24 protein-coding genes and 1 tRNA gene are annotated in these 19,837 nt (G+C 43.0%); 6 read left to right on the top strand and 19 right to left on the bottom strand.

What is annotated here, in order from left to right:
• Positions 1-425: 425 nt before the first annotated feature.
• The 3 genes from ndk to EST42_RS08680 all read right to left on the bottom strand — a co-directional run bounded on the left by ndk (position 426) and on the right by EST42_RS08680 (position 3,388).
• Entirely contained in the window at positions 426-842 is a 417-nt protein-coding gene (ndk, locus tag EST42_RS08690) for a nucleoside-diphosphate kinase (RefSeq protein WP_134645063.1), read from the bottom strand.
• Positions 843-913: 71 nt separating this feature from the next.
• The gene (cls, locus tag EST42_RS08685) at positions 914-2,362 is read right to left on the bottom strand and encodes a cardiolipin synthase (protein WP_209019488.1); all 1,449 of its coding nucleotides are present in this window, start codon (positions 2,360-2,362) and stop codon (positions 914-916) included.
• Positions 2,363-2,515: 153 nt separating this feature from the next.
• Positions 2,516-3,388: a LysR family transcriptional regulator gene (locus EST42_RS08680; RefSeq protein ID WP_134645061.1), complete on the bottom strand. Its 873-nt coding sequence runs from the start codon at positions 3,386-3,388 to the stop codon at positions 2,516-2,518.
• Between the two features lie 226 nt (positions 3,389-3,614).
• Here EST42_RS08680 and EST42_RS08675 point away from each other — a divergent pair, with 226 nt between their 5' ends.
• Both EST42_RS08675 and EST42_RS08670 read left to right on the top strand, forming a co-directional pair.
• Positions 3,615-4,124: a transposase gene (locus EST42_RS08675; protein WP_134645060.1), complete on the top strand. Its 510-nt coding sequence runs from the start codon at positions 3,615-3,617 to the stop codon at positions 4,122-4,124.
• 21 nt (positions 4,125-4,145) lie between these two features.
• The gene (locus tag EST42_RS08670) at positions 4,146-4,646 is read left to right on the top strand and encodes a transposase (RefSeq protein WP_167711204.1); all 501 of its coding nucleotides are present in this window, start codon (positions 4,146-4,148) and stop codon (positions 4,644-4,646) included.
• A 77-nt stretch (positions 4,647-4,723) separates the two neighbouring features.
• Here EST42_RS08670 and EST42_RS08665 read toward each other — a convergent pair whose 3' ends face one another.
• The 14 genes from EST42_RS08665 to EST42_RS08595 all read right to left on the bottom strand — a co-directional run bounded on the left by EST42_RS08665 (position 4,724) and on the right by EST42_RS08595 (position 15,254).
• On the bottom strand, positions 4,724-5,950 hold the full coding sequence (locus tag EST42_RS08665; RefSeq protein WP_134645058.1) for a phosphoglycerate kinase: 1,227 nt from the start codon (positions 5,948-5,950) through the stop codon (positions 4,724-4,726).
• A gap of 121 nt (positions 5,951-6,071) precedes the next feature.
• Positions 6,072-7,082: a type I glyceraldehyde-3-phosphate dehydrogenase gene (gene gap, locus EST42_RS08660; protein WP_134645057.1), complete on the bottom strand. Its 1,011-nt coding sequence runs from the start codon at positions 7,080-7,082 to the stop codon at positions 6,072-6,074.
• 515 nt (positions 7,083-7,597) lie between these two features.
• On the bottom strand, positions 7,598-7,900 hold the full coding sequence (locus EST42_RS11210; RefSeq protein WP_245150450.1) for a hypothetical protein: 303 nt from the start codon (positions 7,898-7,900) through the stop codon (positions 7,598-7,600).
• Between the two features lie 140 nt (positions 7,901-8,040).
• Entirely contained in the window at positions 8,041-8,253 is a 213-nt protein-coding gene (locus EST42_RS08650; protein ID WP_134645056.1) for a hypothetical protein, read from the bottom strand.
• A 139-nt stretch (positions 8,254-8,392) separates the two neighbouring features.
• Positions 8,393-8,572 (bottom strand): hypothetical protein, encoded by a 180-nt coding sequence (locus tag EST42_RS08645; protein ID WP_010368877.1) that lies wholly within the window; start codon positions 8,570-8,572, stop codon positions 8,393-8,395.
• Between the two features lie 41 nt (positions 8,573-8,613).
• Complete coding sequence (locus EST42_RS08640) at positions 8,614-9,072, bottom strand: hypothetical protein (RefSeq protein WP_134645055.1); 459 nt, start codon at positions 9,070-9,072, stop codon at positions 8,614-8,616.
• Positions 9,062-9,445 (bottom strand): helix-turn-helix domain-containing protein, encoded by a 384-nt coding sequence (locus EST42_RS08635; RefSeq protein ID WP_134645054.1) that lies wholly within the window; start codon positions 9,443-9,445, stop codon positions 9,062-9,064. The genes EST42_RS08640 and EST42_RS08635 overlap by 11 nt, the downstream gene beginning before the upstream one ends.
• 254 nt (positions 9,446-9,699) lie before the next feature.
• Positions 9,700-9,771, bottom strand: a tRNA-Arg gene (locus EST42_RS08630).
• Between the two features lie 42 nt (positions 9,772-9,813).
• On the bottom strand, positions 9,814-10,665 hold the full coding sequence (locus EST42_RS08625; RefSeq protein ID WP_134645053.1) for a DNA/RNA non-specific endonuclease: 852 nt from the start codon (positions 10,663-10,665) through the stop codon (positions 9,814-9,816).
• A 615-nt stretch (positions 10,666-11,280) separates the two neighbouring features.
• The gene (locus tag EST42_RS08615; RefSeq protein WP_134645052.1) at positions 11,281-11,946 is read right to left on the bottom strand and encodes a histidine phosphatase family protein; all 666 of its coding nucleotides are present in this window, start codon (positions 11,944-11,946) and stop codon (positions 11,281-11,283) included.
• Positions 11,947-11,976: 30 nt separating this feature from the next.
• The gene (locus EST42_RS08610; RefSeq protein ID WP_134645051.1) at positions 11,977-12,321 is read right to left on the bottom strand and encodes a DUF956 family protein; all 345 of its coding nucleotides are present in this window, start codon (positions 12,319-12,321) and stop codon (positions 11,977-11,979) included.
• A 121-nt stretch (positions 12,322-12,442) separates the two neighbouring features.
• The gene (locus tag EST42_RS08605) at positions 12,443-13,390 is read right to left on the bottom strand and encodes a PTS system mannose/fructose/sorbose family transporter subunit IID (protein WP_134645050.1); all 948 of its coding nucleotides are present in this window, start codon (positions 13,388-13,390) and stop codon (positions 12,443-12,445) included.
• Positions 13,391-13,409: 19 nt separating this feature from the next.
• Entirely contained in the window at positions 13,410-14,222 is an 813-nt protein-coding gene (locus EST42_RS08600) for a PTS mannose/fructose/sorbose transporter subunit IIC (protein WP_134645049.1), read from the bottom strand.
• Between the two features lie 51 nt (positions 14,223-14,273).
• Positions 14,274-15,254 carry a mannose/fructose/sorbose PTS transporter subunit IIB gene (locus EST42_RS08595; RefSeq protein WP_134645048.1) on the bottom strand — a complete coding sequence of 327 codons (981 nt, stop codon included), beginning with the start codon at positions 15,252-15,254 and terminating at the stop codon, positions 14,274-14,276.
• A 292-nt stretch (positions 15,255-15,546) separates the two neighbouring features.
• On the opposite strand from EST42_RS08595, the gene EST42_RS11205 reads away from it, so the two are divergent.
• From EST42_RS11205 to EST42_RS11190, 4 genes are all read left to right on the top strand, one after another.
• Positions 15,547-15,759 carry a hypothetical protein gene (locus tag EST42_RS11205; RefSeq protein WP_245150449.1) on the top strand — a complete coding sequence of 71 codons (213 nt, stop codon included), beginning with the start codon at positions 15,547-15,549 and terminating at the stop codon, positions 15,757-15,759.
• A gap of 183 nt (positions 15,760-15,942) precedes the next feature.
• Positions 15,943-16,314: a YfhO family protein gene (locus tag EST42_RS11200; RefSeq protein WP_342365135.1), complete on the top strand. Its 372-nt coding sequence runs from the start codon at positions 15,943-15,945 to the stop codon at positions 16,312-16,314.
• 46 nt (positions 16,315-16,360) lie between these two features.
• The gene (locus EST42_RS11195) at positions 16,361-17,812 is read left to right on the top strand and encodes a glycosyltransferase family protein (protein ID WP_245150448.1); all 1,452 of its coding nucleotides are present in this window, start codon (positions 16,361-16,363) and stop codon (positions 17,810-17,812) included.
• Positions 17,707-18,333 (top strand): YfhO family protein, encoded by a 627-nt coding sequence (locus tag EST42_RS11190; RefSeq protein WP_245150447.1) that lies wholly within the window; start codon positions 17,707-17,709, stop codon positions 18,331-18,333. The genes EST42_RS11195 and EST42_RS11190 overlap by 106 nt, the downstream gene beginning before the upstream one ends.
• Positions 18,334-18,421: 88 nt before the next feature.
• Here EST42_RS11190 and EST42_RS08585 read toward each other — a convergent pair whose 3' ends face one another.
• Together EST42_RS08585 and EST42_RS08580 are read right to left on the bottom strand one after the other, a co-directional pair.
• Positions 18,422-19,375 carry an ADP-ribosylglycohydrolase family protein gene (locus EST42_RS08585; RefSeq protein WP_134645047.1) on the bottom strand — a complete coding sequence of 318 codons (954 nt, stop codon included), beginning with the start codon at positions 19,373-19,375 and terminating at the stop codon, positions 18,422-18,424.
• A 9-nt stretch (positions 19,376-19,384) separates the two neighbouring features.
• Complete coding sequence (locus EST42_RS08580) at positions 19,385-19,687, bottom strand: hypothetical protein (RefSeq protein WP_134645046.1); 303 nt, start codon at positions 19,685-19,687, stop codon at positions 19,385-19,387.
• Positions 19,688-19,837 lie beyond the last annotated feature (150 nt).

Below are 19,837 nucleotides of genomic sequence, written 5' to 3'. Positions count from 1 at the left end.
AAAACTTTCTTCTTAGGTGCATCAGCCATGATTTTTACCTCTAAATAATCTTTCAATTTTTTGTTTGCTCATTTGTTAACATAATTAGTATATCATTTCACAAAGGGTTGTCAATACCATTTGCCAAAATTCATTATCCTTATCAAGCATGCTTTAATACCAACCTTTAGAACTGATTTTTTCTACACGTGAATAATATCACATAGGACAAATTAAGTGCAACCCTTTTATGTAAATTAGTGAAAAAATGTTCATTTAGCCTTGTTTTTGAATGCGTTTTCATTGTTTTAAGTAAGGGGAATCTGGTTATGTGAATTAATAAACAATCACCCCACATCCTAACAGGTAAAATGGTATAAAGTTTGAGCAACAAAAACGGTCAGGACATTGTTGTCCCAACCGCTTAAAAGTTACTTTATTTGAATCTAGCTAAACCAGACGCCAATTTCATGTTCTGCATTGGCGACACTATCTGAACTATGCACAATATTACGAACTGCACCGTCTTCCCATTCACGACCATAGTCACCACGAATCGTTCCCGGCGCCGCTTCACTTGGATTCGTCACACCAGCCATAACTCGGAAATTTTTAACAATGTTAGTGCCGGTAACAATCATTGCCACCAATGGGCCACTCGTCATATAGTCAACAATTTCTGGAAAATATGGTGCATCAACCTTATCTGCGTAGTGTTCACGCAATTGCGCTTCAGTGGCTGTCACCATTCGCATATCCGTGATTCGGTAGCCTTTTCGCTCTAACCGAGAAAACACTTCCCCCATCAAACCACGTGCCACGCCGTCCGGCTTGATCAATACTAATGTACGCTCTTCAGACATAATTTAGTTCCCCTCATCGTGTTTATGTCGTCATTGTAACGCGCTTACCACCGTATTGCAAGCGGTTTCAATTATAAGATTGGTGCCAACAGGCGTGAGAACATTTGCTTGAAACGTAACCATAGCGATTGTTCACTAAAGTATTGCCGAGTTAATTTCGTTGCGTGTTTCAAATCTTGGGCGAAGATATCATTCATTTGCCGAGCCACATCACGACTATACATAAAAGCATTCACTTCAAAATTCAACGAGAAAGATCGGATGTCCATGTTCGCGCTACCGACTGAAACCACCTTATCATCAATCACGAGGGTCTTTGCGTGTAAGAAGCCGTTGTCATACGTATACACTTCGGCCCCTACCTTCACCATCTGGTGTGCATAATACTGTGTCGCCCGGTAAACAAACGCATGATCGGGCATCCCTGGAATCATGATTCGCACTTTAACGCCAGACCGAGCTGCAACCGAAATCACATCCATAATCGCCTGATTCGGAATAAAGTACGGTGACTGAATGGTGATGCTTTCCTGTGCAATCGCCAGCATATGGAGGTAGCCCTGATAAATTTGCTTGGCATCTGATTCAGGTCCCGATGAGACAATTTGCATCGCAACACCACCTGCTACTGTGGTATCAGGAAAGTAATCTTCTGAAAATTGTAATTTTTCAGTCACCGTTGTCGCGTTCCAATCCATAAAGAAACGACTCTGCATGGCTAACACTGCATCCCCTTCAACACGCAAATGAGTATCACGCCAATGGCCAAATTTTGGCTTTCGTCCCAAGTATTGGTCCCCGACATTAAATCCACCAATATAGCCAATATTACCATCAATGATAACTAACTTACGGTGATCATGGTTATTCACTCGAAGTGAAAACATTTGCCATCGTGCCATCAGGAAGGCCTCAACTTGTCCACCCGCATCGCGTAACCGTTGGTACATCTTGTTATGACGGCCGCCGGATCCCCATGCGTCGAAGATAACTCGAACGCGAACCCCTTCTAGTGCCTTTTTAGTCAGCAAATCAACTAGCTCATTGCCAATTTGATCATCATAAATTGTGTAATATTCAATATTAATGTGATGCGTCGCGTTTTCAATATCCGTAAATAAACGCGCGAATTTTTTATGCCCATCAGTAAAGATTTCGACATCGTTTTCGTTTGTAAAAATTGCTTGTTCGTTATTTAAAAATAGCCGAACGAAAGTCTGCTCTTCACGGTACTCGTTATCTTCAAGCCGCTTCATTTCCTGTTTCTGCTTTTTCGCTATCCGGTCAATCCCCATGACTCGTTGCGTCCGAATATCAAAGATGCGTTTATCTGATAGCTTCCGCCCGAAGAAGAAATAAAACGCAAATCCAAACACCGGAAATAGTAGCAAAACCAGCATCCAAGCCCATACTGTGGTGATATCCCGTGTTTTATCGCGGAACACCGTTACAATCGCTCCCAGCGTATTTAACACAAGTAAGATAACGACCGCAATATTTAACCAATGCTCAATTATCATGCCCATACTCCTGTCTTGAACTTAAGTAATCCTATTGTATCAAATGTTGCCCCGTCAGTTTGCCCAATAACCTTCCACTTAGGAAATAATTACGTTACAAAAAAACGCCCTACAATCACAAGTTTCTTGGATTGTGAAGAGCGCTTGTCTGTTTTATTTCTGAATAAATTCCCAAAAGAGTTTTGCCGCTTCTGTTTGGCGGACATTCGCCTTACGAATAAATGACATTTCGCTCGCATCACTAATATCAATATGGCGCTTAACGATTGTGCTATTCGGTGGCAAATCAATACTTTTTTCCATCATGAGTGAGACGCCCATCCCACTGGCTACCATATTCATAATAATATCAATACGTTGCCCTTCATAAGCAACATGCGGTACAAAGCCGGCTTTTTTAGCCAATCTCATCACATGGTCATAAATTAATGTTTCACGTCCCAGTAACAAAAAGTCCTCGTCCTGCAAATCACTTAGATTAACAACCTCGTTCTTAGCGAGTGGATGATCTGCTGGCAAGATGCACACAAACGAATCCTTCTCGGTTACAACAGTTTCATAATCATCGCCAAAATCACCAAAGTCACGACCAAATACAATATCGCTCTGCCCATTGCCCAGTGACATAATGATATGGTCACCATGAACTTCAGACAAATGAAGCTCCACTTCAGGGTGATCTTTATGAAATGACGTTATCATTTCAAAGCCACGATAATTTGACACCGACGGAATGGCGTGAATATTTAGAACAAAATCAGCCGCATCAGCGTGTTGCAGTAGCGTCTGTCGCATCGCCTCATACTCAGACATAATCTTATTGGCATAGATGACTGCGATATCTCCGGCTTCCGTCAACTTAATCATACGATGACTACGCTCAAATAACTTAACATCCAATTCTTTCTCAAAAGACAAAATCTGTTTTGAAATGTTTCCTTGTGTCGTAAACAATCGTTCTGCTGTTTCTGTGTAGCTTAATGTTTTTGCTAAATCCAGAAACACTTCAAATTTACGGATATCCATAATAGATCCTCTTAATTATTACTCTTTGGAATAATATACCACATTTTAAGCTATTCGGCGACCGCCCCACATAAAAAGGTTCTACAATTTTTGGTACTGATAGACATTTCATTTTGAAACGTCATACCGGTACCTTTTTTAATTATTCTGGTACAAAATAAAAGGCAGTTCAGCTTGAGCCCTGAACTGCCAAAGATATTCCCCCCTAGAAAGGAAAAGAATATCCATGGATAAGAGTATCAAAAAACTGCTTGGAATAACATACTTAAATATCGAATTCGACGATACACAGCCAGAACAATTTCACGAAGAGGTTATTAAAGGACAGACCGTTACCGTTTGGCGCTTTAAACTCACCTATCATCGTCGTTGTGATCAATGCGGGTTCACATTGAATAACAACGGCACAAAACTGGTTCGGCACGTTGGCCCTCGCAGTGGCTTCCACTTCAATTACTTCGAAATCCGAAAGCAGAAGTATATCTGTGCGAACTGTGGGCACACAGCCATCGCAGAGTTTAACGACGTTGAACCCGGCGACCATATTATGCGTAAAGTGAAGCAGACTGCAGCGATGGAACTCAGTGAAAACGTCAGTCAAAAACATATCGCAATGGATAATAACATCTCAACTCACACCGTTATGCGCCAAGCTGATGGTTTATTTAGCTATAACAAAACTAATTTCCACTACCTGCCAAAGCATATTGCATTCGACGATTTCAAATCAGGTTAATTCTCAGAAAGTGGTATGAGTATGATTCTCATCGACTCGGCCATGCATCGAGTACTAGATGTCATGCGGAATCGTGGTGACGGTGCATTAGCTGCGTACTTCGAACAATACAGTGTGGCAGCTCGCTGTGGTGTACAAACCATCACGATTGACCTGTTCACGCCATATCGAAAGATGATTAAGGCATTATTCCCTAACGCAAAAATTATCGCAGACCGGTTCCACGTAGTCACCCAAGCTTATCGTGCCTTGAATCAAATTAGAATTCAAACCATGAAAAAATACGGCAGTGACAGTCGAGAATATCGACAACTAAAGCGTTTCTGGAAATTACTAATGAAGAAGGAAACAGGCCTCGATTTCACTGCACGTAAGAAGCGAATTAACTTCCAATACAGCTACCTAACCGATCAAGAACAGCTTCTACTCGATGAACTACAAAGCAAAAACCGCCTAACTCGAAAGTTCAGCGGCGTAGCTAGGCTCAAATATTCAATTTATACGTTCATCAGTACCATTTGACTTTGAACCCATAAAAAGAGGTTTAAACGTCACCTGTACGTTTAAACCTCTAAATAACTATCTTAGTGACTAAAAAATTAGTCCTTTTCTGAAATAGCTGCGATACCTGGCAAAGTCTTACCTTCCAAGTACTCCAATGAAGCACCACCACCAGTTGAAATGTGGCTCAATTGGTCAGCAACACCAAGTTGTTGAACAGCAGCAGTTGAATCACCACCACCGACGATAGTCGTTGCACCGTTCTCCTTAGTAACCTTAACCAATTCTTCACCGATAGCTAAAGTTCCCTTGGCAAAGTTAGGCATTTCGAACACACCCATAGGTCCGTTCCAAACAACAGTCTTAGCATCTGCCAAAACTGACTTGAACAATTCGATTGACTTAGGACCAGCATCAAGACCCATGTAGCCATCCTTGATACCATCTTCAGCAATGTAAGTGTCTGCGTCGTTAGCAAACCTATCAGCAGCTACGGCGTCAACTGGCAAAACCAACTTGTCGCCAGCTTCTTCGATTAATTGCTTAGCCAACGCAACCTTGTCCTCTTCAAACAATGAGTTACCAATAGCCTTACCATTAGCAGCATCGAATGTAAAGGCCATTCCACCACCAACGATAACCTTGTCAGCCTTCTTCAACAAGTTTTCGATAATCGTAATCTTGTCTGAAACCTTAGCACCACCGATGATAGCAACGAATGGGCGCTCTGGGTTTTCAACGGCACCACCCAAGAACTTGATTTCCTTTTCCATCAAAAAGCCAGCCGCAGTTTGCGCAATATTAGCGGCGATACCTGCGTTTGAAGCGTGGGCACGGTGTGCAGTACCAAACGCATCGTTAACAAAGACATCACCCAATGAAGCCCAGTACTTACCAAGCTCAGGATCGTTCTTTGACTCACGCTTAACTTCTTCACCGTTAACAACGTCTTCGAAACGTGTGTTCTCAAAGATCAAAACTTGACCATCTTCCAATGCAGCAACGGCATCTTCCAATTCCTTACCTTCAGTAGCAGGAACGAAAGTTACAGGTTGACCCAACAAGTCAGCCAAACGTTGTGCAACGGGCTTCATTGACAGGCCCTTCTTGTCATCTTCACTCTTGATACGACCCAAGTGTGAGAACAAGATTGCACGTCCACCTTGCTCCAAAACGTACTTAATAGTTGGCAATGCAGCTACGATACGGTTGTCGTTTGAGACAACAACTTCACCGTTCTCTTCCTTCAAAGGAACGTTAAAGTCTACACGCATCAAAACCTTCTTACCCTTCAACTCCAAGTCTTCAACAGTCAACTTAGCCATGGGAAAAGTCCTTCTTTCTGTGTATATAATTAAATTACTTCAGTAGGTCCATTATAACAAAAAACAGGTGGTTTAGTATGCCTAAACCACCTGTTTTTCTCTATCTGCTAAAAACTAGCAATTAGAGAGTTGCCAAATACAACAAAGTACGGATCATGTTTGAAGTGAAACCGTATTCGTTGTCGTACCAAGCAGCAGTTTGAACCAATTGCTTATCACCAACAGTGATAACCTTAGTCAAAGTTGGGTCAAACACAGCACCGTGTGTGTCACCAATGATATCTGATGACACGATCTCGTCTTCGTTAACACCGAATGAGTCGTTCGTGTACTTCTTAACAGCTTCGTTAACTTCTTCAGCCGTAACAGTCTTTGACAAAACAGTCGTCAACTCAGTAACAGAACCGTCAACGACAGCAACACGTTGTGCGTGACCATCCAACTTGCCAGCAACAGAAGGAACAACCAAACCAATAGCCTTAGCGGCACCAGTTGAGTGAGGAATCGTGTTTGCTGAAGCAGTACGGTTTGAACGGAACTTTGATCCCTTAGGACCGTCTAAGATCATTTGCGTTGAAGTGAAGGCGTGAACCGTCGTCATCAAACCGATCTCGATACCAAACTCCTTGTCCAAGGCGTTTGCCAATGGAGCCAATGATTGCGTCGTGCATGAACCAGCAGATACGATGTTATCGTCTGCAGTCAACGTGTCTTGGTTAACACCGTAGACAACCGTTGGGATGTTTCCAGCTGGAGCTGAAATCAAAACCTTCTTAGCACCTGCATCCAAGTGAGCTTGTGACTTTTCTGCTGAAGTGTAGAATCCAGTAGCCTCCAAAACGATTTCAACACCATCGTTTGCAACCCACTTCAAGTCAGCCGCGTTACGCTCAGCGTAAACACGGATCTTCTTACCATCAACGATGATGCCGTCTTCGTCAGCTGAAACATCAACTGGCAAAGTACCGTGCGTTGAGTCATACTTCAACAAGTATGCCAACATAGCAGGGTTAGTCAAATCGTTAATTGCAACAACTTCGATGTCGTCCGCAGTATCCTTCAACTCAAGGATGCGACGGAAGGCCAAACGACCAATACGGCCGAAACCGTTGATACCAATCTTAACAGTCATTATTAAGATTCCTCCCAGAAATTCTTTGTAAACGTTTTTACGTTGTTTATTATACGACTTTACATAAAGTTTCGCAAACAACTGTAACAACGCGCTTTCAACACCGCAACAAACGTTTCCGTTCATTACGAACCGACCCAAATAACCACCTGATGTCACCATCAAATATCTTATTTAATCGATACATCTATTATACGCCTTAAACCTAAAAAAGCTCAACTTTACATTGTCTCAAATACAAAACAACTAAACCTTCGTTTATTCGTTTTTGTCTTATTTGATTTTACCTAGTAACCGACACTTTGTTCGCCGAAATACGTTTAACATCACGCTCGTATGCAACTCAATTAACGTCAACACAACTAATACCGTCACTGTACCAATAACTGCAAACCACGTTCCCGTCATATCAATCAATGATCGTTCTTCAACTTATCAGCCCAGCCATCCTTGTCATCATTAAAAATTGTTAACAGCCGCACCTCATGAATCAAAAAAATGTAGTCAGCGACATATTAATAAGCCGACTGTTCTGCGGACAGCAGTCCGTTCTCAGTTTGCGTGAGGTGATCACTCAATTGATGATCCGCTTTCTTTAAGCAGTCAACCACATCAAGCTCTGCTTTAAAGTGATCACGCATCAAATCAATTTCTTCAACGGCATCAACATATGCCGCAATAATTGTATTTTTATCTGATATCTTGCTATTTTGTGCAATTGGTAATGTCATCGAGTCATCCCCATAACCAGTTACCATACCAAATGACAGCGTCAACGAGAAACTCGCCGCAATCAATAAAACCAAGCGTTTCATCATGGTCTCAACCTTCCCTTTTCTCTTCTTTAATAGGATAGCAAGGGAATTCAGGTTATTTGGGACAATTTGTGATGAAACACTTCTAAAGTGTGAACAAAAAAGCAATCAGTCTCTCTGCACTGATTGCCTATATTGATACCTTATTTTTGTAGAACTAATCGGTGCGCTTCCTGCTGATTAGCACCGCCTAGACGGGCAAATCCATACCGTACAATCCGGCCCAAACCACGGAAGATAGCCGCCCAACGGCGTGACATCAAGTATTCTACCAGTGACGCCACTGACATCATCCCAATCCAAATGATTACTAAAATTGCAAATACAATAGCTCCTGCAAATACATTAATGGTCATATTCATCCTCCCGCTTGGTTAACTTAAACCTAATCCTATTCGTTAATAAAAGTCCTAATCAACATAATCCCTGCTAACTAGGACATTATTCATTATAGGTTAAGTAAAAGTTAATATCAAGTGTTTTATTAGGTTTTTCCTAACGGTAACTAATGCGATCCATGGGATGTGCTGCATTAAAAGCATTAATCAATTCAAGCATGTCCCGCCGAGTAGCTCCCTTTTGGACATACTTCACTGCTTTTTGCTTATCTTTTGCAACTCCCGACACCATTGATTGAAAATGCATGCCATTACGCTGATTTGATGGTAATGCCATCGTTCTACTACCTTCTTTTCTTAAAAAATAATCTATCGTGTTTAACTGGGAATTAAACCACGGCGTCGATAGTACGCAACCGTTTCTTCGGCAAAATCAGCTGGGTAACCTAAATGGTCAGTCAGCATCCACGCAGCAAACGGCTCGTCTTCGTGCAGGTGAGCTACCCGCACTAAGTCTTCTGGTGATGTCATGTACGCAATCACCTCTTCACGGGCGATCACCTCATTATTATGTGCACGGACAGCGTCATAATCCAAATGATCACCAAGGTCTGAAATCGCATGATGATATTCCTCAACTAAGGTCCGCGCCTTATCAAAGGTTGCCAAGGTTTTATCAATAAAAATGTACGCCTTAGTTCCCCTTAGATATGCCACACCATCAAGACCTGAATTTTCTTTCAACGGCATCGTATCTAAGACAACCGCTTCTAGCCCATGGGCCACCAAATCTTGCTCGACGCGCATCAATAAATCATCGTAATCGTTACTTCGCATTCCGATCCTCGTAGTCCGCAATTAATCCTTCGATATAAGCTTTTGCCCGGTCAATCACACGATGACGATCTTCATCAGGCAAGCCCGAAATATCCAATCCCCAGTGTGCCGCCATCAAGACCGGCTCGTCAGTTGCTACCGCTGTCGATACTTTATCTGGATCCTCAACTAGGTCTGACTTCGATACCCCAAAGTAATCCGCCATTGCTTCAATTTTATCGATGCGAGGATACGTCTTGCCGTTCGACCAATCAGAAATTGTCGCCGTTGATACACCAACGATTTCAGCTAATCGGGCCGCTGTAATCTCTCGTTGCTTTATGAAACGCTTAATGTTGCGTCCCATTATTGCCTTACCTTCTGATGATGCCATCTTGTTCACCTTTTTCTATGTATTATCATTCGTTATGTTTAAATTTCAAAAACGCTTGTGACTATGTCGCACAAGTATTCTTTTATATACTTATAATAAAGGTAAACTTAATACATTTCAAGGTTTAACCTAACAAATTTATAGCAAAGCGGCTGTCTTCATGACGTTATACATAATTGTGCTACAAGGAAAAAATAAAAGCTCTGAAACGCCTTTATATCAAGGTTTTCAGAGCTTTATTTTCGTTATATCAATGAATCTGGGGGGAATCGAACCCTCATCTCCGGAACCGGAATCCGACGTGATATCCATTACACTACAGATCCAACAATACAACTAGTATAGCGACTTTTTGTGCCTTACGCAAGTTACTTTGCAAGCTTTCCATAGCCAGTCGCATAGTTAATAACAACACCAGGCTCAACGTTTGGTACAAACACGTTGTATTCCAATGAACCATCTGAAGACTTTGCCTCCATGTGTGAACCTGAAGGTACGAGGTTGTTTCCCTCGTAGATTGGTGTCACCCGGTAACGCACTGTCTTACGGTTATCCAACGCCTTTCGTACTAGCGTTTCATAGTAGTTCTGACCAGTATTCTCGTCATTACCATTTGATGACTGGTTCGCCCAGGTAGTTTGTGCGGTAATGTTCTGTGGATTAGCTTCTGACGCATCAAACCCCTTCACACTACCAGCTAAAGCGTACCCAATTGAGTGACCACGATTGTACAACACATGGAAATTACCACCGATCGTCAACTGGTGCCAACCTACTGGATTAATTTGCCGTGAGTTACCCGTTTCACCACGAGAACGATAAATACGGCTTGACTTATTCAACAGCGCGTTAGCTACACCTGCACGATCAAGTGGATCTCGCTTAGCTAACTGTACGTAGGGGGCTGAGGAAACCTTCGCATCGAGCGACGTCTTATTATTATTCAAAACGAATGCACCTGAACCGTTAAATCGAATACTATTAGTAGCCAGTTGTTTCTTGACCGCATCGGTTAAAACTGATGAGGCCAAAGATTCTGCCGGATGTTGATCTTCTGGCGAACCGTAATCAACCGACTGATTCACTTTCACACTTGAATTTGCATAATTCGTCTTGCCTTGTTGTGAACCATGATTGTCCTTTAAAACAGTTTGTTGCAACGCGAAAATTCCCAATGCAACAACTACACCTGCGACTGAGGCTTTTCGTTTACGTCCCATATCAACATTCTCCCTACTTAATTGTTAACAAATAGTATAACATGATGCCACATGAACCGCAGAATTTAGCGTTTCCTGGGTGCAACAGTATTCAATGAAATGGCACATTTTCCTAATCGTTTTTCACGACTATTCTGGTATGATTAATGTATTAAATACATCAAACGAGGATAATACTACGACTAACAAGTACTTAGTTGCCAAGAATGATTTGCAACACGCCGCTGACTGACAACCCGAAGCGGCTCACTCGGAAGTACGCACTGAAGTAGAAGATTCAATTGCCAAGCGCTTGACTGAAATCAGGACGACAGTCGCTGATTTTGGTTACAAATCTGCCACTGTTAATTTACACGACTTACAAGACAACTACGTGAAGATGTCATTGGTCACTACCAATTCTTGTTCCGCAAGAACCCACAATTGCGTGACCAACTCGTTCTAACAAACGAAATGCCACTTTTAGTATTTAACACAATGGCGCCAATTTTAGAAGATTCTGACTACGACTATTCATTCCCCACAGATGGTGAAGCCCAAATCTTTTGGCACTAATCATTCAACACTAATAAAGTCCCATAGCAATCGTTAATCGAGATCACTACGGGACTTTTTTTAAATCGTTTGATTATTGTACATCGAAATGCTGAGTCCTTCAACCGACAATTGCATTTTCGCAATCGAGCCATTTGCTGGACGTTCATGAACTTGAATCTTGCCTTGCCCATACCTGTCGGCTAAGGAAATAAGCGTATTGCCATGGCTTATCAGCAAAACTTCATCCCCATCCTGCAAGGCCGGATTATCTAAAATCAGCTTGAACCCCGCTTCGACCCGTCGCCAATATTCAGCCGCATTTTCTGCGTCATGCCATGGATCAGCCGCTTTCAACAAATCCTTCGTTTTATCAACACCGTAAGCATCGACAATCGTGGCGTAAGTACTTAAGCCAACCGCCGCACCGGCATTTGTCCAAGCTACATCCATATTGCTGCCTTCATAGCTACCATAGAATTCTTCGCGAAAATTCCAAGCCGTTTGCAAACTGATATCTGCCGCCGATTGATTGGCTGCCAGAATAATGTTTGCTGTATCCATTGCTCGGGTTGTGTCTGAACTATACGCCGCTTTAAATGGTACGTCAGCAAGCCGTTCACCAGCATGGTGTGCATCGGCAATTCCTTCATCGGTTAGTGGCGAATTACCCCAACCCTGTAATTTATTATAGCGGTTAAAGTATGTCTTACCATGCCGAACCACCGTTAAATTTAATGTTTTCATTCGATGCCTCCTGACATCATTGTAGCGCGTTTATTTGTTGCGTTCCAACACACCTTTACGGCGACAAATTTGATCTGCCTTAAGATGTTCGCGGAAAATCGTCAGCGCTTGCTTAGCTTTGCCGCCAACAAACTCAAAGGTTTGACCTTGTGTCGTCTTGATAAAAAAACCACGGAAGTAATACTTCAAGAAGATTTCCATGCTTACCGTTTCAATGTTAGACCAAGGAATTTGAATGTACCCGCCGCCGGCATTAGCCCGAAATTCAATACCTTGATCACCGTAGAAAATACGTCCTTGCTTGATGTTTACCGGTGACATCATTGCATTCGCACTTCCTTCCAAAAATAGCTTTGTATTCAACGCTTGTACCATAATTCTTTCCCCATTCAATTAATATGTATCTAGCTAGCATGAGCTAACCAGTTAAAAATAAAAATGGCAAGTAACGTCTAACCGCCACTCACCATTTTACCAAACATTATGTCATTCGGTATTAACCCATGATACCTAGCCAGTATGCCAAGATACCAACGGCGAACAAACCGAAGATAATTGTAATAGCTGATACGCGCTTACGTAGCAACCACAATACCAAGAACAACAAAAGCAATGGTGCCAAACCTGGAATCAATTGGTTCAACGTGTCTTGCAACGTTGTAATCTTGTAGGCACCCAAAGTTTGGCCACCTTGAATTTGGTTCACGATTTCAATCAACTTTGATACTGTTACGTGTCCGTCGTTGATTTGTGAAGCCAAGCTGCTCATGTCAACGCCGGCTCCTTCTTGAACCTTAACCTTTGACACAACCAGTGGGAAGTTCATCGTCGTCCAACGAGGAACCAGCACACCCATGATAAACATACCAAGGATTGATGCACCCATCGTAATCTTTTGCATGGCCCCGCCGGCCAAGTTTTGTGTGATATTTGTACCTTGCTTATAACCAAGATCCTGTGTGTACCACAAGAATCCCATACGCAAAACGTTCCAAACTACGAAGAAGATAATTGGTCCTAAGATTGATCCACCTTGGGCCATACCTGCTGCGAAAGCACCCAAAACTGGTCGAACAGTTCCCCAAAAGATTGGGTCACCAACACCGGCCAAAGGTCCCATCATACCAACCTTAACACCTTGAATTGTTTCATCGTCGATGTCAGCACCGTTAGCACGTTGCTCTTCTAAGGCCAACTCAACACCCAAAATTGGTGATGCCACGTATGGGTGTGTATTGAAAAATTCCAAGTGACGCTTCAAAGCAGCGGCACGATCTTCTTTTGATGGGTACAACTTCTTGATTGCTGGAATCATGGCGAATGCCCAACCAACGTTTTGCATACGCTCATAGTTCCATGAACCTTGCAAGAAGAATGAACGCCACCAAGTTGCACGAAGTTCTTTTTGAGTCAAGTGAACTTCATTCTTTACTACTTCATCCATGATGTTATTCCCCCTGCTCCTAGTAGTTGTTCAAAATGGCATCAACTGGGTCGCCACCACTTCCACCAGCTGAACCACCACCGTTTGATCCGCCACCGTTACCACCGTTAAACTTTGGTGACAATTGTAGGTAAATCAAGGCAAGTACCAAACCAATGATACCCATAGCGATCAAGTTCAACTCTGTAACGGCTGAAAGGGCAAATCCCAAGAAGAAGAATGGCCACAATTCACCAGTTGCCATCATGTTAATAACCATGGCATAACCAACAACCACGATAAATCCTCCGGCAACGGCCAATCCCTTAGTAATAACTTCAGGAATAGCATTCAAAGCGGCGTTAACAGGGCCAGCACCAACGGCCATAACAATTGCCGTTGGGATAGCGATACGCAATCCTTGGAAGACCAAAGCCAACCAGTGAACACGTTCAACTCCTGCAACATTACCCTTTTCAGCTTCACGGTCAGCGACGTGTGCCAAGGCAACCGTGATTGTACGAACACCAATCGTCAAGATTTGTCCAGCGACGGCCAAAGGAATTGCAATGGCCATACCAGTCTTAACATCAACTTGTGCAGGTCCAGTTACCAAGTAAGCTGAAACAACTGATGCCAAAGCGGCATCTGGTGCGATAGCGGCTCCGATGTTCATCCATCCCAAAGCCAACATTTGCAACGTTCCACCGAGGATTACACCTTCCATAAGGTGGCCAGTTGCCAATCCAATCAACGTTGCTGCGACCAGTGGTTGGTGGAATTGGAACTCATCCAAAATACCTTCAACACCGGCCAAGAATGCGATTAGAATTACGAAAAACGCTGAAATCATGCGTTCATCCTCCCAAATAATTTCTTAGCAATAAAGTAACATGAAATATAATTATGACTTCTTCATCAAGTCGAAGATGTCCTTGCTTTGGTCGCTTGGCACCTTTCGAACATCGAAAGAAATGCCTTGATCGCGCAAGTATTCAAGTGTCTTCACGTCCGCATCATCAACCGCAACCGCGTTTGTGACCATGCGCTTTCCCTCTGAGTGAGACATTGACCCGATGTTAACCTTGTCCAACTTAACGCCACCTTCCACTGCTTTCGCAACATCTTGTGGTGTTTCAAACAAAAGGATGGCCTTGACTGCCGCAAAACGTGGGTCATCCCACACGTCAATCAACTTTTGAATTGGGACAACACTAACTTTGACACCAACTGGTGCTGCTTGCACCAACAATGTCTTACGCAATTCATCTTTTGCCACACCGTCTGATACAACAATAATGCGGTTTGGTTGAACTGACTTTGTCCACGCCGTTGCCACTTGACCGTGCAACAAACGTGAATCGATACGTGCCAAGCGAACATCGATTGTGCGCTCACCACTGTGCTTAACCTCGTTAATGTCACCAACTGGTGCTGCGACTGGCGTGTCTTCAGCTGCTACTTGTGTATCAGCTGCCACCATTTCCGCTGCTTCAGGCAATGACTTAACCCCGTCGCGGGCAACTGGAATCAAGTAATGTGCAATTTCAGCTGCAGTTTCCATTGTGAATCGAGCCCCATAAGCTTCAATCAACATTGGCAAGTTCAAACCTGTAATAATGGCCATTTGATCTTCATGCAACGCTTGAATACGTGATGCTGCGTTGAATGGTGATCCACCCCACAAATCAACCAAGAACAACACTTGACCGTTTGGTTCAAATGCTGCTAATGCATCCTCAAACTTCTTCATCAAGTCTTCTGGACCTTCGTTGGGCATGAACGTAACGACTTGTACGTTCTCTTGCTCCCCGAAGATCATTTGACCCGACTGACGAATGCCGGCTGCAAACTCTCCGTGACTAGCAATAATGAAATTTACCATAATTGCCACGCTCCTTAACTTATTAATCCCTTAGGTACAAAACAAATTGTACAATACATTCCGGAATATGTAAACGCTTTCAGTAAAATATGTTTGCATTTTATGATTATTCCGATAAAACTGAATGTTTTCATCTTATCGTCAGTATTTGTGTAATCTATGAATTTTTTGCTTTATTACACTAACAATGTGATTATACCGCCTTCTTAGCCTTCTTTTCGTCGGGGGTTAAATATTCATAGTCCCTTGAATGTTACAATACTATGACTTCTTTAAGGGGGATTAACCTGCCATGCCAACGTTAAAACGCTACTGGAAAAATATATATCTTCTGTATAGCATACTATTTTTATTGATCACAGCCGCTATTTTCGTGCCCTATTTTGCAATGGGCACCTCATTAATCTGGCAAAGTGACGGCATTGCCCAGCATTTTCCCGCCTTGGTTGATTGGCGTGTCACTTTACACCAACTTCTGTTTAACCATATTTGGGCGGCCCAGTAGCAGTGGCGACTTGGCCTCGGCGCTGATTATTTACAAACTTTTTCTTATTACACTTTGGGCGATATTTTTACGTATGGTGTAGCTTTCGTCAGTCAAGATCATGTCTTGGCTTACTACAATTTTAGCGTTATCGTTCGTCTTTTTCTTGCTGGCCTCAGCTTTTTATTTGTCGCCCGTTAATTTATACCGCGAGCTCCTCATTGGACCGTAATCCCCGCAACGTTTTCATATATCTTTTTTGGTTACACGGCATTTGCCGCATTTGAACACCCATTCTTTTTGAACCCGTTGATTATCTTTCCACTCCTTATTTGGTCACTCAACCTGTTATTAGTAACCCATAAAACCTTTTTGTTCACTATCATCGTGGCTTGGCCACTGTGGAATAACTTTTATTTTGCCTTCATGATGGCACTGGGCGCACTTGTATTCTGGAGTGGCTACCTGTATGCAACCAGGAACTGGTTTAATTGGACGCAACATTTGCGTTTATTGCTAGCAACAGGCATTGGAACTTTAACCCCAATGGTGCTTTTACTTTCCGAGCCTCATTAGTGTATCGGATTCAGCTCGTAGTGGTAAAACACTAGCCAACGGGCTCATGCTGTACCCGGCTTATTATTATTTTGGGCTCCCCGGCAACTTAATCGCTAACTTTGCGACACCCGATTTTTGGGTAACAGGCGGTTTCAGCGCCTTAGCCGTTTTTACAGTCATCTATGCGTTGCGTCATTGGCATGAATTTAAGACGTTTAACTGGGTATTCATTTTAGCCGGCGCTGGATTGCTCTTCCCTCCCTTTGCTGGCATATTAAATGGCTTTTCATCGCCATCTAATCGGTGGTTATTCATGATTTCGTTACCTGTTAACTTAATGATGGTTCATTTTTTGCGGCACTTGCGTCATTTGACACTGCGCGACTATTCCTGGTTCGCCATCATTGGTGTTATCGCCAGTTTATCGCTATTTATCAGGAGTGATTTTAGTCCCAACTCGCGCTTTAGCCCGATGATTGCGTTGTACGCAATTAGCCTGCTGTTAATCTGGTCTTTGCAACATCATCCTACCCAGCCTAGCTTAAAGGCACTGCTGATCGCTGTCGTGCTGGTAAACGTCACGTTTATTGCAAATCGTAATCATACCAATAATACGAATCCGGCGGCCTCTGATATGCTTAGTGATCAGAGCATTAACAAACTGCTACATGGTCAGCGTGACTACTTGCCCAACAATGTTGCTAACCCCTCTTTTAGTCGGGTTTACATCGACAATCAATTAGGCAACACAACTGGGATTGCCCCAACCACGAACTTGCTTATTCTCAGTCAGACTAATAACATTGAAAGTTACTGGTCTGTCCAAAATAAGGCGGTCAATACCATGATGCAACGTTTGCAAATCGCTGGTAGTAGCCCTAACGACATCACTAGTAATTTGGATAATCGCAACATTCTCATGAATGTTTTGGGCGTCAAAACACGCTATCAAAACAGCTCGACTATGACCCCAAATTCGTACGAACAAAATGCCAATGCGAGCGTTAATCATCAGACTGCAGTCGCTTCGTCAGACAGTTATCCACTTGTCTATTTACCGAAGTATACTGTGGCTGCCAAAGACTATGGCCCAATGACTGCCACTGAAAAGGAGGGCACTCTCGCAGATAGCGTGGTTGTGCCAGGCATGCGAGCTGGTCAATCTTCCGCCTTTGCCAAACAAATCGTCTCTGGTGTAATCCGAACTGATCAAACCAAATCTGGGCAAACGAGTTTGCATTACCACTATAAGACGCACGCGTCTCTGTTACCTGATGGCATAAACAGTTACGCGGTACCGAGCTCCATCTGGAGATTAGTAACCTACGTTATACCCCCGCTACGTTTGGTCAGCGCCAGCAAAATGCTCTGGCTGCGTATCAGTATTCAGCAACCCAAAACGCCCTCAACATGCAGAGTAGCCCTAATATTCGCTATAATCCCAAAGCATTTACGTGGAACTGGACACAGCATCATTTGGATACAATCGGTACGGAATATGCTGGCTACAAACTAACAGCCAATTATAATGATCATGACGTCTCATTCAGTCAGACCGGCCAAACGAATTTATCATTCTACAATCCTCAGACCGCAGTAACATTGAATTTGGGGCAAGCAACTGATTATAAGAACGAACAATTTATACCGTTAACTTTTAGTCGTGGCGGTGACTACTCATTTGATGTACGGATTGTTGGGGTACCAACTTATAAACGCTTTAGTCGGGTTGCACGTGAAATCCAAAGAACAGCCCCTAAATTGCGTTTTAAGCGCAATAAAGTGCTCACCACAATTCGTGTGCAGACACCTCGTATGTTAGCGACAACAATGCCATATTCAACTGGTTGGTCGGCGAATGGCCGCCACCTTGTGAAGATCAATGATGGTTTCATTGGTATACCACTGAAAGCCGGACAAAATCGCCTTGTACTCACCTATCAAACACCTGGGCTAACCATAGGACTTTGGCTGAGTTTGTTGGGAAGTGTGCTCAGCAGTATTAACCTTGTTTTAAGACTAGTCAAACCTAAATAGCGCATCGTCAATTCTAAAAAAGACGCCAGCATAGATGATTTTTAGTATCCTGCTGGCGTCTTTTTATGACATATTTATTTAGACTTCATTAAGCAAATTTACCTGACTCATCTGCCAAGATCAGTTCGCGTTCAATTTTATCTTTAGCACCTAACGCATCAAACCATGCTTCTGGGAATTCATCGTAGGCAAAACTGGCAATCACACCGACTAATGCGGCAATTGTATCAGTATCGTCGCCCAATCCCGCCGCCATCATAACGGCTTCTTGATAACTTGTCGTGTGTAATAACGTCCACAATACGGCTTTTAACGTATCCACGACATAACCAGTACTTGGTACTTCAGTACGCGACCACCGCTTAATAGTTGCTATCGCATCCTGTACAGATTGGCTATCGGTTACAGCTAACCAGCCCAAATCTTCAGTTTCTAAAGTTGCCGTTTCCATTGCGGTGCGATTTGAACGGCGAATAGCCATCTCTAACGCCCGTTCAATGTTTTTCACTCTTGGCATCATCCGCAAAAGATACACAAAAAAACGAGACGCCAATCGTGCACGCCTATGTCCATGTGTCAAACCAGTAAGCTGATCGATAACATCCTCTAACGTCAAGTCAGCTGTAAAATCAAAAAAGGCAACTGGCCAAATCCGCATTAATGCGCCGTTACCATTGTTCATTTCGTCATCAGCCTTAAAAGGGACCACTTCATGTGTCACCTTGTATGTTAAGATAGCCTCGCGTGTGCCAATGCCAACATCAAACACATCTTGATACGGTGTGAATGCAGCATCATCCAGATAGGACACAAAGTTATCCATAACGTTAGCTAATTCATATGGTTCAAACAGTGCATTAATAGTTGCCAGTGTTAAACTTGTATCGTCACTCCAGGTACCCGCCGGTTTAAAATGGGTTTGATACCCAACCATCTCTGACTGAACCTCGTACGTACCACGAGTCTTAAATTCATACGGCACACCAAACGCGTCACCCATCACGAAACCATAGAATGCTCGCCGTAACATAATTGCTGCCATGCTGCCCTCCTAGATACCTTCCAACGCAAACCAGTCCGCAATCGATAGCCATTCTTGGGTTGATTTAGCTAAGATTGTATAACCGGTTATGTCATACAAGGTCTTACGATCCCCCTTAAGCGGTGACCAATAAGTATCATCAGCGCGGCGAATGACATCCCAGTACGCATAGGTCTCTTCTTGACCATCTTCGTCCTTTACTTGAAACCCGTCGGCCAAGTTAAAACTCTTTTCACCAACTTGAGGTCCACCAACACCTAAATCAACGAGTAATTGCTGATAGGATTCATTTGTAATTGGTTCATTTGCCATGTCACAATACCTCTTTTTCAAAAGTCTAATAGCATTATTCTAACATTTGTTTGCTAAAAAAAACCCAGGAACAAATATTCCTGAGTCTTTTTACAATCGGGACGACAGGATTCGAACCTGCGACCCCCTGGTCCCAAACCAGGTGCTCTA

Source organism: Weissella cibaria (assembly GCF_004521965.1).
GTDB classification, from domain to species: domain Bacteria; phylum Bacillota; class Bacilli; order Lactobacillales; family Lactobacillaceae; genus Weissella; species Weissella cibaria_A.
The sequence above is the reverse complement of the archived record's forward strand: the minus strand, read 5'-3'. Positions and strand labels throughout refer to the sequence as shown.

Excerpts from the sequence above, each read along its gene's own strand:
- ndk (WP_134645063.1), bottom strand. The coding sequence starts at position 842 with ATGTCTGAAGAGCGTACATTAGTATTGATCAAGCCGGACGGCGTGGCA.
- cls (WP_209019488.1), bottom strand. The coding sequence starts at position 2,362 with ATGATAATTGAGCATTGGTTAAATATTGCGGTCGTTATCTTACTTGTG.
- EST42_RS08680 (WP_134645061.1), bottom strand. The coding sequence starts at position 3,388 with ATGGATATCCGTAAATTTGAAGTGTTTCTGGATTTAGCAAAAACATTA.
- EST42_RS08675 (WP_134645060.1), top strand. The coding sequence starts at position 3,615 with ATGGATAAGAGTATCAAAAAACTGCTTGGAATAACATACTTAAATATC.
- EST42_RS08670 (WP_167711204.1), top strand. The coding sequence starts at position 4,146 with ATGATTCTCATCGACTCGGCCATGCATCGAGTACTAGATGTCATGCGG.
- EST42_RS08665 (WP_134645058.1), bottom strand. The coding sequence starts at position 5,950 with ATGGCTAAGTTGACTGTTGAAGACTTGGAGTTGAAGGGTAAGAAGGTT.
- gap (WP_134645057.1), bottom strand. The coding sequence starts at position 7,082 with ATGACTGTTAAGATTGGTATCAACGGTTTCGGCCGTATTGGTCGTTTG.
- EST42_RS11210 (WP_245150450.1), bottom strand. The coding sequence starts at position 7,900 with ATGATGAAACGCTTGGTTTTATTGATTGCGGCGAGTTTCTCGTTGACG.
- EST42_RS08650 (WP_134645056.1), bottom strand. The coding sequence starts at position 8,253 with ATGACCATTAATGTATTTGCAGGAGCTATTGTATTTGCAATTTTAGTA.
- EST42_RS08645 (WP_010368877.1), bottom strand. The coding sequence starts at position 8,572 with ATGGCATTACCATCAAATCAGCGTAATGGCATGCATTTTCAATCAATG.
- EST42_RS08640 (WP_134645055.1), bottom strand. The coding sequence starts at position 9,072 with ATGCGAAGTAACGATTACGATGATTTATTGATGCGCGTCGAGCAAGAT.
- EST42_RS08635 (WP_134645054.1), bottom strand. The coding sequence starts at position 9,445 with ATGGCATCATCAGAAGGTAAGGCAATAATGGGACGCAACATTAAGCGT.
- EST42_RS08625 (WP_134645053.1), bottom strand. The coding sequence starts at position 10,665 with ATGGGACGTAAACGAAAAGCCTCAGTCGCAGGTGTAGTTGTTGCATTG.
- EST42_RS08615 (WP_134645052.1), bottom strand. The coding sequence starts at position 11,946 with ATGAAAACATTAAATTTAACGGTGGTTCGGCATGGTAAGACATACTTT.
- EST42_RS08610 (WP_134645051.1), bottom strand. The coding sequence starts at position 12,321 with ATGGTACAAGCGTTGAATACAAAGCTATTTTTGGAAGGAAGTGCGAAT.
- EST42_RS08605 (WP_134645050.1), bottom strand. The coding sequence starts at position 13,390 with ATGGATGAAGTAGTAAAGAATGAAGTTCACTTGACTCAAAAAGAACTT.
- EST42_RS08600 (WP_134645049.1), bottom strand. The coding sequence starts at position 14,222 with ATGATTTCAGCGTTTTTCGTAATTCTAATCGCATTCTTGGCCGGTGTT.
- EST42_RS08595 (WP_134645048.1), bottom strand. The coding sequence starts at position 15,254 with ATGGTAAATTTCATTATTGCTAGTCACGGAGAGTTTGCAGCCGGCATT.
- EST42_RS11205 (WP_245150449.1), top strand. The coding sequence starts at position 15,547 with ATGCCAACGTTAAAACGCTACTGGAAAAATATATATCTTCTGTATAGC.
- EST42_RS11195 (WP_245150448.1), top strand. The coding sequence starts at position 16,361 with ATGCTGTACCCGGCTTATTATTATTTTGGGCTCCCCGGCAACTTAATC.
- EST42_RS11190 (WP_245150447.1), top strand. The coding sequence starts at position 17,707 with ATGCAGAGTAGCCCTAATATTCGCTATAATCCCAAAGCATTTACGTGG.
- EST42_RS08585 (WP_134645047.1), bottom strand. The coding sequence starts at position 19,375 with ATGGCAGCAATTATGTTACGGCGAGCATTCTATGGTTTCGTGATGGGT.
- EST42_RS08580 (WP_134645046.1), bottom strand. The coding sequence starts at position 19,687 with ATGGCAAATGAACCAATTACAAATGAATCCTATCAGCAATTACTCGTT.